The 14,542-nt window shown below is 44.3% G+C and carries 12 protein-coding genes; 9 read left to right on the forward strand and 3 right to left on the reverse strand.

What is annotated here, in order from left to right:
* Positions 1–388: 388 nt before the first annotated feature.
* From QWZ17_RS15305 to QWZ17_RS15345, 9 genes are all read left to right on the forward strand, one after another.
* Positions 389–571 (forward strand): hypothetical protein, encoded by a 183-nt coding sequence (locus QWZ17_RS15305; RefSeq protein WP_290306132.1) that lies wholly within the window; start codon positions 389–391, stop codon positions 569–571.
* Positions 572–782: 211 nt separating this feature from the next.
* Positions 783–1,328, forward strand: a complete 546-nt coding sequence (locus QWZ17_RS15310; protein ID WP_290306133.1) for a GNAT family N-acetyltransferase — start codon at positions 783–785, stop codon at positions 1,326–1,328.
* 15 nt (positions 1,329–1,343) lie between these two features.
* Positions 1,344–2,510, forward strand: coding sequence for a M20 family metallo-hydrolase (locus QWZ17_RS15315; protein WP_353959499.1), 1,167 nt, complete (start codon positions 1,344–1,346; stop codon positions 2,508–2,510).
* Positions 2,485–3,825: a sigma-54-dependent transcriptional regulator gene (locus QWZ17_RS15320; RefSeq protein ID WP_290306134.1), complete on the forward strand. Its 1,341-nt coding sequence runs from the start codon at positions 2,485–2,487 to the stop codon at positions 3,823–3,825. Before QWZ17_RS15315 ends, QWZ17_RS15320 begins: the two co-directional genes overlap by 26 nt.
* A 226-nt stretch (positions 3,826–4,051) precedes the next feature.
* Positions 4,052–5,449, forward strand: coding sequence for an outer membrane beta-barrel protein (locus QWZ17_RS15325; RefSeq protein ID WP_290306135.1), 1,398 nt, complete (start codon positions 4,052–4,054; stop codon positions 5,447–5,449).
* Positions 5,450–5,593: 144 nt separating this feature from the next.
* The gene (locus QWZ17_RS15330; RefSeq protein ID WP_290306136.1) at positions 5,594–6,196 is read left to right on the forward strand and encodes a hypothetical protein; all 603 of its coding nucleotides are present in this window, start codon (positions 5,594–5,596) and stop codon (positions 6,194–6,196) included.
* A 215-nt stretch (positions 6,197–6,411) separates the two neighbouring features.
* Positions 6,412–7,224 carry a sterol desaturase family protein gene (locus tag QWZ17_RS15335; protein ID WP_290306137.1) on the forward strand — a complete coding sequence of 271 codons (813 nt, stop codon included), beginning with the start codon at positions 6,412–6,414 and terminating at the stop codon, positions 7,222–7,224.
* Complete coding sequence (locus tag QWZ17_RS15340) at positions 7,221–7,829, forward strand: outer membrane beta-barrel protein (RefSeq protein WP_290306138.1); 609 nt, start codon at positions 7,221–7,223, stop codon at positions 7,827–7,829. The genes QWZ17_RS15335 and QWZ17_RS15340 overlap by 4 nt, the downstream gene beginning before the upstream one ends.
* A 583-nt stretch (positions 7,830–8,412) precedes the next feature.
* Positions 8,413–10,908 carry a M1 family metallopeptidase gene (locus QWZ17_RS15345; RefSeq protein ID WP_290306139.1) on the forward strand — a complete coding sequence of 832 codons (2,496 nt, stop codon included), beginning with the start codon at positions 8,413–8,415 and terminating at the stop codon, positions 10,906–10,908.
* A gap of 212 nt (positions 10,909–11,120) precedes the next feature.
* Here the strand turns inward: QWZ17_RS15345 and QWZ17_RS15350 are convergent, their stop codons facing one another.
* The 3 genes from QWZ17_RS15350 to QWZ17_RS15360 form a co-directional block, all read right to left on the reverse strand.
* Complete coding sequence (locus QWZ17_RS15350) at positions 11,121–11,756, reverse strand: gluconate 2-dehydrogenase subunit 3 family protein (protein ID WP_290306140.1); 636 nt, start codon at positions 11,754–11,756, stop codon at positions 11,121–11,123.
* Between the two features lie 21 nt (positions 11,757–11,777).
* Positions 11,778–13,511 carry a GMC family oxidoreductase gene (locus QWZ17_RS15355; protein WP_290306141.1) on the reverse strand — a complete coding sequence of 578 codons (1,734 nt, stop codon included), beginning with the start codon at positions 13,509–13,511 and terminating at the stop codon, positions 11,778–11,780.
* A gap of 126 nt (positions 13,512–13,637) precedes the next feature.
* On the reverse strand, positions 13,638–14,300 hold the full coding sequence (locus QWZ17_RS15360; RefSeq protein WP_290306142.1) for a 3-keto-disaccharide hydrolase: 663 nt from the start codon (positions 14,298–14,300) through the stop codon (positions 13,638–13,640).
* Positions 14,301–14,542: the final 242 nt, after the last annotated feature.

The raw sequence follows: 14,542 nt of genomic DNA on the forward strand, positions 1-14,542 counted from the left end.
TGGCTTTAAAGCCGCCTTAATAAAACAAAATTAAAAATTATTTGATAATTAACACAGAATCTCTCTCCGACTGCGTCGCATAGCGGGGCGAGAATATTTTTGTTTCTTTAACCCTCTTTGCGGCCTGCCGGAGAGAGGGTGGTCCAGCGAAGCGTAGACCGGGTGAGTCGTCGCCGAAATACAGAGCCGATTGCTGGGCTTGCATTACTCCCGCCATATCAAAATGATAAGCTTTACCTTTCAAAATGATAGGGGCCTTTATACCATCTGCTAATAAACGAAAATGATTTTATTGGTTTATTACACCTAAAGGCACTTTTATAACTTCCCGTTACTTGTTGGCATGTATATGGTAACGTCGCCGGTATATCTTTAAAAATTAAATATCATGGCAGCATTTTATATTGTGCATGAGGTAATTGCTTTTATAGCAGTTATTGTTGTTCCGCTAAGTGGTCCTAAACGTGTTAAAAAACAAGCTCCTGTGGCAGTTAGTACCTTGGCGGTTACCGAAGAAGGTTACCTGGAACAAATGGCAGATAGCCCGGCGCATCACCTACCGGTGCACTAATTATTAAAACCACTTAATTTGATAAGAAAAGCCTTTCATTTTGATAGGCTTTTTTTGTGCGTCAAACATTGGCGCGATAAATAAAATACTCATTTATACAGTCTAAACCTCTATTTAGCCACCAGGCCATACATCGGGCATTCTTTTGGCATCTGGGTTTGTACAGTTATCAAACGACTGACAGGGATAACTGAAATAACTCATAAAAGAAATGGAAGATGAACGAATTATTGTAAGACCCGCAATCCCATCCGATGTGGTATTTGCAGGTATGATCATTGATGAAATGGAAAGCTCGGCCATAGCCCGCGGTTCGGGTATCTCCAAGCGCTCGGCAGCCTCACTTATCGAAAAAATAGACACGGGCAAGGCCATCATCGCCCTTACAGAAAATGGCGAGTGGGTTGGCTTTAGCTACATTGAATGTTGGGACAACGGCCGGTTCGTATCTAACAGCGGCCTTATCGTATCGCCTAAACACCGTAATAACGGTATTGCCTCTCAAATTAAAACACAAATTTTTGAACTGTCGCGCATCAAATACCCGGCTGCCAAAGTATTCAGCATTACATCAGGCCTGGCTATCATGAAAATGAACAGCAAATTAGGTTTTGAGCCGGTAACCTATGCCGAAATAGCCCAACAGCCCCAGTTTTGGGATGGCTGCAAAAGCTGTATTAATTATGATGTATTGCAAAGCAAAAACAGGTGCAACTGCCTTTGCACCGCTATGCTGTTTGATCCACAATTAAATTAATGGCCAGGTATGACAATGATTAAAGACATAAAAAAAGGGTTTACCCCTGCCCTGGAAGGCATGCCGGTAAACCCGCATCTTTTTAGCGAGTCTGTTGCGCTGCTGCAACATCTTATCAAAACATCGTCGTTTAGCGGTAATGAAAATGTGGCTGCCGATGTTGTGCAGCAATACTTAACAGGCTATGGTATTAAGGTAAAGCGTAAAGGAAACAATATTTGGTGTACTAATAAATACTACGATGAGGCCAAACCGACAATATTGCTTAACTCACATTTGGATACTGTTATGCCAAACGAGGGCTATACTAAAGACCCGTTCTGCCCGGAAATAGCCGACGGGAAATTGTATGGTTTAGGCAGTAATGACGCCGGCGGCTGCCTGGTATCGCTTGTTGCGGCGTTTTTACATTTTTACAGTTACCAGGGGCTTGGTTTTAACCTTTGCCTGGCCCTTACCGCCGAAGAGGAAAACTCCGGCGAAAACGGTATCAAATCTATTTTGCCTTTACTTGGTAAATTGGAGCTGGCCATTGTTGGCGAACCTACCCTGCTGCAAATGGCCGTTGCCGAACGGGGCAACCTGGTGATTGACTGTATGAGCAACGGCCGATCGGGCCATGCCGCGCGCGAGGAGGGCGATAACGCCATTCATAAATGCCTGCGAGATTTGCAATGGTTTAAAACCTACCAGTTTCCGCAGGTACTCAAAGGCCTGCCTACGGTAAAAATGAGCATTACTACTATTAAGGCGGGTATGCAGCATAATATTGTGCCGGCCCGCTGCGAGTTTACGGTTGATATAAGGCACGATGATAGTTTTACCGCGCGCGAAATATTGGAGGTAATAAAAAAGAATACCACCTGCCAGGTATCACCCCGCCTGGGTTCATTGGGCGCTTCGTCGGTACCGATGGATCACCCCATAGTAAAAGCCGGGATAATGGTTGGCTGTAAAACATACAGCTCACCCACCACGTCAGACCAGGCCTGGCTTAGTGTTCCATCGGTTAAAATCGGTCCGGGCGACTCTGCCCGGTCGCACTCTTCAGATGAATTTATTTACCTCGAAGAGATCAAAAAAGGGATCAGCCTGTACATCCGCCTATTGGATACTTTACCGCTGATGCTGATCAACAATCCCAACAAATACAAAAATGAAATCAGGCATATTAATAATTGATGACGAGATTAAACTGAGCGAGCTGATGGCCCGCATACTGGTGCTGGAAGGTTACAACGTATACCAGGCAGCCAATGCCAAAGCCGGTTTAAAACTGATAGAGCGCGAAGATATACGCGTAGTGCTGAGTGATGTAAAATTGCCCGATGCCAACGGGGTTTACCTGGTTGAAAAAATAAAACAGGTAAAGCCATATATAGAAGTGATTAATCTAACAGCCTTCGGCACCATTGCCGATGGGGTGCTGGCCATCAAAAACGGGGCTTTTGATTACCTCACCAAAGGCGATGATAACGACAAGATTATCCCCCTGGTGAGTAAGGCCATTGATAAGGCCAACCTGCAATACCAGGTAAGCGAATTACAGCACCAGGCCGAATTGCAGCACGGCTTCCCGATAGTGCTGGGACAGTCGCCGGCTATTTTAGAGGCCGTTGAACTGGCTAAAAAGGTAGCCCAAACAGACGCCACCGTTTTGCTGTTGGGCGAAACCGGTACCGGCAAGGAAGTATTTGCCGAAGCCATTCATTGCGAAAGCCTGCGAAAAGACAAGCCTTTTGTTGCCGTAAACTGCAGCGCTTTTAGTAAAGAACTATTGGAGAGCGAGTTATTTGGCTACAAAGCCGGTGCTTTTACCGGCGCGGTTAAAGATAAAAAAGGCCTGTTTGAAGAAGCTAACGGCGGCACCATTTTTTTAGATGAATTAGGCGAAATGAGCCACGATTTGCAGGCCAAGGTGCTACGGGTACTGGAAAATGGCACCTTCATTAAAATTGGCGAAACCAAAACCACCAAAGTAAACGTGCGGCTGATAGCCGCCACCAACCGCGATTTGCAAAAGGAATCGGAAGAAGGGCATTTTCGGCTCGATTTGTTTTACCGGCTTTCGGGCTTTTCTATTGTGCTGCCGCCCCTGCGCGAGCGGGTTGGTGATATTGAGGTATTGGCGCGGCATTTTATCAAGGTGTATTCGGCCAAGGTTAAAAAGAAACAGCCGGGCGTTGATCCGCTGTTTTTTAAGCTGCTTAACCAACATAAGTGGAACGGGAATATCCGCGAACTAAAAAATGTGATAGAGCGGGTTATTATCCTCATGGACGAACCTATGCTTACACCGCGGCTGTTGCCCAACGAATTTCATAACGGCGGCTATTATGACCTTGTAGCGCTTGATTTGAACAGTGTGGAAAAACACCACATCCGCAGGATACTGCGCCATGTAAAAGGTAACAAAACCGAAGCTGCCCGGGTGTTGGGCATTGGCCTTGCCACCCTTTACCGCAAAATTGAAGAGTACCAGATATTGGTAAACTAACCAGGTTGAGAAAACAAGCTTCTCATTATGAGATGCTTTTATCGCCATAAAAAAACATCAAATAAAAGTTTGATTGATAATCACCTCATAATCAAACAAAACAAGCCGGATACCCAAAATTCGGAACAGCAATTGGCAAGCATGCCATGTTAACGGCAAACAAGGGCAAAGCATTAAACAATCATCGCTTTGCCCTTTATGCCAGCAAGTAATATCCATATTCAAAATGAAAAAACTTCTCTTATCAATTGTTTTAGGCATCTCCATCTCTACTGCCTATTCCCAGAACCAGGCAACCGCGCTTAAAAAAGACAGCGCAGTAACGGTTAAGGATACCGTGAAAACCAAACCCGAACCTTTTGCCTTTGGCGATTTTACCTGGCTTAACGGTAACGACCGTCGCCACAAAGCCCTGTTAGATACCAAGTACTTTACCGGCCGTTTCCTGTTGGATTTTAATTATACCGCATCAAACAACAACCCGATTGACCATACCGTGGTGGGCTCAACCGCCCTTGCCCGCGATCATGAATTTGAAATTTCGACGGTTGCCTTTGGTGGCGATTTTCATTACGATAACGTGCGTGCCAGCGTACTTACCCAGTTTGGTACCCGTGCAACCGTTGTGCCCCGTAATGATTTAAGTGTAACCCGTGGTCAGTATGATCTTTCAACCGCTTACCGTTATTTGAGCGAAGCCAACGCGGGTTATCACTTTAACGTGCTGAACGGTATTAACGTTGATGCCGGTATTTTCATGTCGTACATCGGCTTGTTCTCTTACTATAATGCCGAAAACTGGGCTTATCAGCCATCATTTACCAGCGACAATACGCCATGGTTTTTTAACGGCGTACGTGTGCAGATATTTGTATCGGACAAGTTAAAGATAGAGCCTTGGTTAATAAACGGCTGGCAATCATACGGCATGTTTAACAGCAGGCCCGGCATAGGCGGTCAGATTTTATGGCGGCCAACCGAGTGGTTACAAGTGCTCACCAATAACTATTACGGTGCCGATACCCAGGATAAACCGGGCCGCAAACGCTTCCATACCGATAACAGCGTTGAGGTACGTTACTTTAAAAGCACCAACAAAAGCTCCTTTGTAAACAGCGCCGCCTTCTCCATAACCGGGGACCTTGGCGATGAAAAAGGCGACGGCGTAAATGGCTTTACATCAGACCCTGTTAAAGGCCCTGCACAATATTTTGCCAGTGCCATGCTTTACCACCGCATGGTAATGGCTAAAGGCCACCTGGGCTGGACGTTTGGCGGTGGTTTAATGAATAACCCTGGCCGTTACCTGGTACTTTACCCAACCGGTGATGCCAATCCAATCCCGGCTGTAAACACAGGTGCTACAGGTACCCATCCGTTCTCGGCCAATCCGGGCGATAAATTTAAGGCTTATGATTACTCAACCACCGTTGACCTGATGCCTAATGATTACCTCACTTTTAGATTAGAGGTAGTACACCGCCATGCCAACGTGCCATACTTTGCAGGCCATGGCGGCGTAACATCGCCCGATGGTTATAACACCACGCCGGTTGGCTCTTTCACCCCCGATCTGGTAAATTCTGAAACAAGGTTTATAGCCGCGCTACTGGTGCGCTTTTAACCACAAAATACTAAAACAAACCTACCATAACTTAGGATTGATTGTTTAGCTAAGTTTAGTAAGGTTGGGAGCCGGGTTTCGCCACCCGGCTTTTTAAAAATGCTATAGCGCCTTTGCTATACCACAACAATAAAACAAATAGTCATGAAAAATTCAATCAAAGTGCTCATCGCAGCGATGGTAATTTGTGTACAAGGTACCAGGTTACAGGCACAAACAACAAACAAAACAACCGGCATTTATATAACAGAACAGGATTTTAAAACCGGCAAATTAAGCTATACTTTAGGTGCCGGCGATAAGCTGCTGCTTAACGATTTTTTGAACGGCAAAAACGTAACGATAATAAGCCATGGCCAAAAAACTAGGCTTGCCAAAAGCCAGATGTATGGCTATAGCCAAAACGGGCAAAGCTACCGGTTTTACCAGGGTGAAGTTTACCGGGTACTGGATACAACAGGTTTCACGCTTTATAGTCATAACCAATTAGCCCAACAAGGCAAAGGCTTAAAGCAGGTTGAAAGCTACTTTTACAGTATTGATGCCGCTACCCCGGTATTTAATTTAACAATAGATAATATTGATAAAAGCTTTGCCGCCCAAACCGACTTTAAGTATAGCGTAAACAGCTTTTTTCAGCAAGGTGGCAACCTCATGACTTATGACAAGGTAAACAGGCAATACCAGATCAAGTATCTGTATATGGAGTACAAGCATGCCGCTGCTCCGCAACATGCGGCCCTTTAATTAAAATTAATAATATAACTAAAGCGTAACAGGCCCGGCGGATGCACCGGGCCTGTTACGCTTTATGGGGTTAGTGTGTTTTTTTATTACTTACCTTTTATGTTAAGCGGGCGTAAATTCAGTATTATTTCAGAATCGGTAGATATGTTTGTTACAATGCAGATTTTCTGAAAATACTGAATTGTTGCGGAAACTGTAGACACTAAACAAGTAAAATGGCTGTTAATAACGTTAATTTAGATCATCAGGATACCATTCAACTCATTTATTTTGCCGCTGTTTTGATTTCGCTGTGGGTGTGCGAAGCGGTGGTTAGTCCGGTAATATTGAAATCTAAATTAAATCATACCCGGGTTAACCTGTCTTTTATCATTACCGCGCTGCCTATACAGCTTTTTATGATCGGTAATGTTTTGCTCCTGTGCAACTGGACTAATAATCACCACTGGGGACTTGTTAACTGGATTCCTTTTCACAATAATCCCTGGGTTTATTATATCAGCCTGTTTATGTTGATGGACCTGTGCGAGTATACTTACCATGTGATTATGCACAAGTTTGATTTTCTGTGGAAGTTTCACCTGGTGCACCATAGCGATTTGCAGGTAGATGTATCTACCACCACCCGCGAGCATCCGGGCGAAACTTTTATCCGGACTTCCTTTTTAATGCTTTGGGTATTTTTATTGGGGCCAACAGCCCTGGTTTTGGTATTACGCCAAACAGTTCAAACCTTTGCCAATATTACCGCGCATACCGAGTTCAGGTTGCCGCACAAAGTCAATAAGATTGTAGGGTTGGTTTTCATTACGCCCAACCTGCACCAGGTACATCATCATTACCAATTACCTTATACCGATTGCAATTACGGCGACGTGCTTTGCATTTGGGACCGGCTCTTTGGTACCTATGCCGAACTTGATCCTGAACATACCGTTTACGGCGTTGATACGCATATGGAACCGCACATAAACGCTCGCTTTTTAAATATCCTTAAAATTCCTTTTCAAAAACTGAACAGGAAATGATTAAAAAATGGATCGTTCTGCTGATAACCATCTGGAGTGTTAAAAATAGCTATGCACAAACAGAAAGCTTTATGTCAAAAATTTACTTCCCCGGTGCAGTGGGGGTGAGTATTCCGTTTGGCGGCCTGGACGAAAGTGTAAAAAGAGGGCTAATGTTAAACACCGCCTTAGAAGTACGCCCCACAGCCGGCGACGCGCTATTCTATCGCTTTAATTATGATGCCATCACTAACCACTACCAGCAAGTTTACAGCAACTCCCCTACCAATGTAAATAATGGTAAGCTATCATCTTCTATTTTTTCATTAGGGGTGGGGTATCGTAAAAAAGCGGGGCTGGTAAAACTGTTTGCGTTGTTGCAACCAGGCATCGCTATCAACAGTTATGATAAGGTAACAGATAAAGACGGTGCCATCACCATTAACCAGGTCACGCGCAGGCATTTTTCCATGAAATTAAGTGGAGGCATAGAATATTACCTGGCCGAGCATTTTGCCCTTACGTTTGAACCATCCTATTTTTACCTGTCGCCCAGAAATAGTTACAAGCTGCTTAACCCCCAAAGCGTTAATTTTAGCTTTGGCTTTACTACCACGTTGTTTTAAAACAGGGGCAGATTGGTTTGATCAAGTGTTTAAAAACCAAAGAAAATAGATTGTTGTTGCCTTTAATAAGATTTTCGGTAACTAAAGGGCGGCATGACGTGAACAAGGCGCAGACGACACACCCCGACGATCAGTTAGCTAACTAACGTCTCCCCTCTCTCCGACTGCGTCGCATAGAGGGGCAAAAAAAATTATCTTCCCTACCCTTTTTGCGGCTTTAGCCCAATGTCATTAAGTTAACGAAAAACAGAATTAGAAATAATATCGAATAATGAATTTCGAATCTCCAACACCGAAGGGTTTTACCTCATTATTCGATATTGGACATTTAGTGTTCGATATTAAAATCAACATTAAATCCTTAACTTAATGGCATTGCCTCCTTCCCCCAGGAAAGAATCGCACCACCGCACCACTTTTTCCCTATAACACTTCACCCCCTCTCCACCGCAAATAATTTTCGTTTACGGTAACATAAAATGCCTTGATGCGTCATAGGTATTTTAAACCCTGAAACATTTTTGCACGGCGGATGTATATTTCAACTCATCCGTCTACGTTTGCGTATTATTAATTTCTATATATGACTGATCTGAAACCAATTTCAACACTGCTGTTATCATGTATGCTTGCTGCAGTTGTTACCTCTTCGCAGGCCCAAACGCCGCAACCCGAAGATCCCGCCCTTAAAATTTACCGTGGCGTACCCACCAAAGTGAACGACCTGGTACATACCAAACTGGATGTGCGTTTCGACTACAAAAAACGCTATATGTACGGCAAGGAATGGGTTACTTTAAAACCTCATTTTTACCCAACAGATAGCCTTAGGTTAGATGCCAAAGGCATGGATTTAAAAACTATCGCCGTAGTAAAAAACGGTAAAAACATCCCGCTAAAATTTACTTACCAGGATAGCCTTACCGTTGCAATTAAACTTGATAAGGTTTACCACAACAACGAAAGCTATACCATTTATATTGATTACACCTCCAAACCAAACGAACTTAAGGTAAAAGGCAGCGCGGCCATCAATGATGCCAAAGGCTTATATTTTATTAACCCCGATGGTACTGAAAAGGACAAGCCAACCCAGATCTGGACGCAGGGCGAAACCGAAAGCTCATCGGCATGGTTTCCTACTATTGACAAGCCAAGCCAGAAAACTACCGAAGAGATCAGCATGACTGTTTTATCAAAATACGTTACGTTATCAAACGGTAAACTGGTATCGCAAAAAAACAATGCCGATGGCACCCGTACCGATACCTGGAAACAGGATTTGCCCCACTCGCCATATTTATTTATGATGGCCGTTGGTGATTTTAAAATTTATAAAGATAAATGGCGCGATAAAGAGGTAAACTATTACCTGGAGCCAAAATACGCGCCATACGCCAAAGAAATTTTCGGGATGACACCGGAAGCTATCGAGTTTTATTCAAAAACCTTAGGTGTTGATTTCCCATGGTATAAATACTCGCAAATTGTAGTGCGCGATTACGTGAGCGGCGCTATGGAAAACACATCGGCCACCTTACATGGAGCTTATGTGCAAACCACACCACGCGAACTGTTGGATGCTTATTATAACGACGGACGCAGCACTATTGTACATGAGCTTTTTCACCAATGGTTTGGCGATTATGTTACTGCCGAAAGCTGGAGCAACCTAACCGTAAATGAATCATTCGCCAACTTTAGCGAAACCCTTTGGGCCGAGCATAAATACGGTAAAGATGTGGCCGATGAGCATAACTATATTGATATGCAAAACTATCTGCAATCGCCAGATGCCCGCACCAAAAACCTGGTTCGTTTCCATTATGCCGATAAGGAAGATGTGTTTGATGTGGTTACCTACCAAAAAGGCGGCCGGATTTTAAACATGTTGCGCAATTATTTAGGCGAAGCTGCTTTCTTTAAAGGATTAAACATCTACCTAAAAACAAACGCGTTTAAAAATGGTGAAGCACAGCAACTGCGTTTAGCCTTTGAAGAAGCCAGCGGCCTTGATTTAAACTGGTACTTTAACCAATGGTATTATGGTGCCGGTCACCCTATATTGGATATCAGCTACAAATGGGATGATGCTACTAAAACCCAAACCGTTTACCTGCAACAAAGCCAGGATGGCCAGATCTTTAAATTACCAATGGCCATTGATATTTATGCCGGCGGCAAAAAAACGCGCCATAAAGTTTGGATGAATGATCAAAACGATACCCTTACCTTTAAACTGGATGCCAAACCCGATTTGGTGAATGTTGACGGCGACAAAGTTTTATTGACTAAAAAAACAGACCACAAAACTCTGCAGGAGTACGCTTTTCAATATTTTAACGCTCCGCTTTATTTAGATAGGTTAGAAGCTATTAACGCTGCCGCCGACAAACAAACCGATAAAGACGGACAAAAAATATTAATTGCCGCCCTAAAAGATAAGTACTACGGCCTCCGCAGTAAAGCTATCAGAACTTTAAAATTGGATAACGATGCCATCCGCAACGCGGCGCAACCTATCCTGGCGCAAATGGCACAAACGGATGCTAACACCTTAACACGTGCAGCCGCCATTAAGGCATTAGGAGGTTTAAAAGCATCTGGCAACCTTAATATATTTAAACAAGCGTTAAGCAGCCAATCATATGCTGTGCAGGGAGCCGCTTTAAACGCTATTGCTTTGCTTGACGGACCGCAGGCCATGACATTGGCCAAAGGCTTCGAAAAAGACAATGAAGGTGGCCTTACCGCAGCCATTTTAGCTGTATATGCAACCAACGGCGGCGATGAGCAATGGCCATTTGTTAACAAGCAATATCATGAAAGCGGTCCGCAGGCCAGGTTTGACAGCATGCGTAAATACGCTTCATTGGCTGGTAGGGTTACCAATCCGGCATATGCGCAGCAAGGTATCAACGAGGTGAAAGCTTTTGGTATTACCTACAAAAGCCAGGGTGCAGGCGATGTAGTTATCAAAATGATCACCGACATTAAAGAGCAACGCCAGAAATTGAATGACGATGCATCTGTAAAAGTTGCTGATGAAGCTATCAAAGAGATTAACGACGCGAAGTAGATGTGCAGGTGTGCAAATTTTAGATGTGCAGATGATGAATAAATGAGATGTCATGCTGAACTCGTTTCAGCACCCCACTGGACAGATGTACTGCCTGAAGTATACTTAACATGTGAGGTGCCGAAACAAGTTCGGCATGACTTTGAGGTGTAGGATAACCCAATCTCCCCCCAAACAAAAAAGGTGTCTTATCGACACCTTTTTTGTTTTACTTAAACTCCTGCTTTTACATCCTGCATGTTGTAGTGTTTTAACACATCATCAGGTACACCGGTCCATTTGTTTGGTGAGTTGCCTACGTAGCCAATATCATCTATACCTATTTTGGTGGTATAAAAACCCGATGCGGTTAAATCGCGCATGCGGTTAAAAAAGGCTACACCCTGCGCCATTTCTGGTTTAGCTTTCGCCGGGTAGGCTATCATATCAACCAGTTCAATTTGCTGGGCTTTGCTGCAATCGGTAAATACTTTACCAAAGCGGTTAAGGCATTGCACATCTAACCAGCGCAAACCGCCACGCATGGGGGTTTTATGATCGGGGATATCTTTTACAATAAACTCAATAAATTCCGGCACCTTGGCATCAGATGCGCTGCCCGATTTTGCGTCTTTAGGGATAATGATATCGCCCAAAACAGTAATGGTGGCCATTTCTGCCGCGGTAAAAAACTTCTCGGCATGCAGTTTTTGATCGCGTTCAATTTCAAAAGCCTGCCTGCCAGCTTCGGCCTCGGCTGCTGCCGGGGTTTCTTCTGCCGGTTTAGTATCGGTTTTACAGGCTTCCAGTAATAATCCTGCCGATAGTGTGGTAAAGCCTAAAGCTTTAATGGAGTCACGTCTGTTCATGATATTTTATTGGGTTAGCTGTTAAACGTTAAGTGCTTTTCTCTGCTGTAAAATGTATTCGGCGGTACGCATGCTCATGGCCAGGATAGTCCAGGTTGCGTTTTTATCGCCCTGCTGTACAAACGGCGCGGCATCAACCACAAACAGGTTTTTACAATCATGTGCCTGGCACCATTTATTTAATGCCGATTTTTTAGGATCATCGCCCATACGAATGGTACCCACCTCATGGATAATTTTGCCCGGTGCCTCTAAACCGTAATTGGTTTCGGGGCCTTGCGGTGGGCCATAAATAGCGCCCATGTTGTGCATAATTTCCTGGAAGGTTTCCTGCATGTGTTTGGCTTGTTTAATCTCGTCATCGGCCCATTTATAATGGAAACGCAATACCGGGATACCGTATTTATCAACCACGTTTGGATCTATCTCGCAATAGTTATCATAACGGGCAATAGCGGTACCTCGGCCGGCCATACCAAACTGGGTGCCGTAAAAACGACGGTAATCTTCTTTCAAAGACGCGCCATAGCCACCGGCTTCATGTGGTTTACCATCTTTACCCGGTACCATACCATTCATGTTATGAATGCCGCCGCTAAAGCCGTATGATGGCATGTGCAAGCCGCCACCGTATTCAATATGGTAGCCGCGAGGGAAATCCAGTTTTTTATTATCTAACCACCATGGCGAGTAAATGTGCACACTGCCGGCACCATCTTCGTTATAGCGTTTACGATCCATCAGCTGTGGCAAAAAGCCGCCCGCGCTTGAACCTGTTGAATCATGTAAATAGTGACCAACTACGCCGCTGCTATTGGCTAAGCCGCCCGGGTGTGCCGCCGATTTTGAGTTCAATAAAATCCTGGCCGATTCGCCGGCACTGGCACCAAGGATTACCGTTTTGGCATTTACCTGGTACTCCTGTAAATCCTCGCGGTTTACGTAAGATACTCCTGTTGCCAGGCCTTCCTTATTGGTAATCACTTCGCGCACCATAGCGTTGGTGATCACTTTTAAATTACCTGTTTTTATCGCCGGGATCACCAAACATGATGATGCCGAGAAATCGCCATAAATTTTACAGCTGCGCCCGCACTGGCCGCAAAAGAAACAGGCACCACGGTCTTTATTATTTGGTAAAGCTTCTGTCAAAACCGCACCACGACCAGGGATAATAGTTACCCCTGCTTTTTTGGCTCCGTCAACAATGTAAAGCTCATTAAGTCTGGGCTTTGGCGGCGGTAAAAAGATGCCATCCGGCTCGTTCTCCAGGCCTTCTTTGGTGCCATAAACACCTATCATTTTGTCAACCTTATCGTAAAAAGGTTTTACCTCTTCGTAAGTAATTGGCCAGTCGTCAGTTAGGCCATCTTTAGCCTTAAAATCATGCGGCCCCATACGTAAAGAAATACGGCCCCAGTGATTGGTACGACCGCCTAACATACGTGAGCGGAACCAGAAAAATTCAGTTTTATCTTTGGTGGTGTAAGGCTCGCCTTCAATTTGCCAGCCACCAAAGGCAGCGTCAAAATCGCCAAACGGGCGGGTAGTACCAGCGCCACGGCGCGGCGACTCCCATGGCCACTTTAACTGGGCCGAATCTTTTTGCGGATCGAAATAGGCACCCGCCTCCAGCATCAGCACTTTAACACCGGCGTGGGCTAAAACATAACCCGCCATACCACCACCGGCACCAGAACCAACAATAACTACATCGTACGTTTCTGATGATTTTTTAATTTGTAAATCGCTCATATTATCTCAAAAATATCCTTGGTTTAAAACAGGAAAAATGCACACCAAAGGCATGCATTATAAAATGGCATTAACGCTATAAATATATTGAACGCTATGCGTAAAACACGTTTATGTTAAAAATTATTACAGTTGTTTAATTTTGATTTTGCGGAACGCTACTACGTGCCCATGATCCTGCAAAGCGATGTGCCCTTTAGGGTAAGCGGCAAAATCGGCCCAGGTTTTAAACTTGCTGTTGGCTATCATGGTTTTCCATTCGTCGCTGCCCATTTGGGTATCAACTATCTGGGTACCGTTTAACCAAAAAGTAAGGTGACCGTCTTTTTTACGCAGTTTTACTTTGTTCCATTCGCCGGCAGGTTTGCAAACATCGGCCGATGGCGCTTTCATATCATATAATGAACCTGCCAGGTGGTTGGCTTTTTTATTGTCTTCGGCATCTTTATTATCCAATACCTGCATCTCTATGCCGGTTTGGTAGGTAGCGCCAAATTTAGGGTCTTCATGAACACCGAAAATAATGCCGCTGTTGCCGGTTTTCTCAATGTTCCACTCCAGGGTAAGTTCGTAGTTTTCGTATTCTCCGTCGGTAACCAGGTCGCCTTGTTGTTCGGCTTTCGGGTCCAGGGTTAAAGCGCCGTCAACCACTTTCCATGCGCCTGCTCCTGTTTTCAGGTAGGTGTGCCAGCCGGTGGTAGTTTTGCCGTCGAACAAGGTTTTTGTTTGCGCCGACGAGCTAAAATAAAGCGCAGGGACAGCCAAAAGGCTAAGTAAGATCTTTTTCATCGATAGTTGTTTAGTAAATTTATGCAGATACTTTTTTAGGTGGCTAAAGATATCGGCTTTTTATTAATGCTAAAACGATTATCGTAAAAATAAATTACAAACAGCTGTGAATGGCTTTGTAAAAATGTGGATAGATTGGTTGATCAGTTTGCAGCAGGCCGCTTGCAGTGGGCAGTTTTTTTCTGAACCTGAATTTATCGAATAAAAGAATTATCCAAACTTTATGAAACCTTATTGTTGGT

The organism is Mucilaginibacter flavus (genome assembly GCF_030409315.1).
Classification (GTDB): Bacteria; Bacteroidota; Bacteroidia; order Sphingobacteriales; family Sphingobacteriaceae; genus Mucilaginibacter; species Mucilaginibacter flavus.

Excerpts from the sequence above, each read along its gene's own strand:
- QWZ17_RS15325 (WP_290306135.1), top strand. The coding sequence starts at position 4,052 with ATGAAAAAACTTCTCTTATCAATTGTTTTAGGCATCTCCATCTCTACT.
- QWZ17_RS15345 (WP_290306139.1), top strand. The coding sequence starts at position 8,413 with ATGACTGATCTGAAACCAATTTCAACACTGCTGTTATCATGTATGCTT.
- QWZ17_RS15310 (WP_290306133.1), top strand. The coding sequence starts at position 783 with ATGGAAGATGAACGAATTATTGTAAGACCCGCAATCCCATCCGATGTG.
- QWZ17_RS15305 (WP_290306132.1), top strand. The coding sequence starts at position 389 with ATGGCAGCATTTTATATTGTGCATGAGGTAATTGCTTTTATAGCAGTT.
- QWZ17_RS15360 (WP_290306142.1), bottom strand. The coding sequence starts at position 14,300 with ATGAAAAAGATCTTACTTAGCCTTTTGGCTGTCCCTGCGCTTTATTTT.
- QWZ17_RS15340 (WP_290306138.1), top strand. The coding sequence starts at position 7,221 with ATGATTAAAAAATGGATCGTTCTGCTGATAACCATCTGGAGTGTTAAA.
- QWZ17_RS15330 (WP_290306136.1), top strand. The coding sequence starts at position 5,594 with ATGAAAAATTCAATCAAAGTGCTCATCGCAGCGATGGTAATTTGTGTA.
- QWZ17_RS15355 (WP_290306141.1), bottom strand. The coding sequence starts at position 13,511 with ATGAGCGATTTACAAATTAAAAAATCATCAGAAACGTACGATGTAGTT.
- QWZ17_RS15320 (WP_290306134.1), top strand. The coding sequence starts at position 2,485 with ATGAAATCAGGCATATTAATAATTGATGACGAGATTAAACTGAGCGAG.
- QWZ17_RS15350 (WP_290306140.1), bottom strand. The coding sequence starts at position 11,756 with ATGAACAGACGTGACTCCATTAAAGCTTTAGGCTTTACCACACTATCG.
- QWZ17_RS15335 (WP_290306137.1), top strand. The coding sequence starts at position 6,412 with ATGGCTGTTAATAACGTTAATTTAGATCATCAGGATACCATTCAACTC.
- QWZ17_RS15315 (WP_353959499.1), top strand. The coding sequence starts at position 1,344 with ATGATTAAAGACATAAAAAAAGGGTTTACCCCTGCCCTGGAAGGCATG.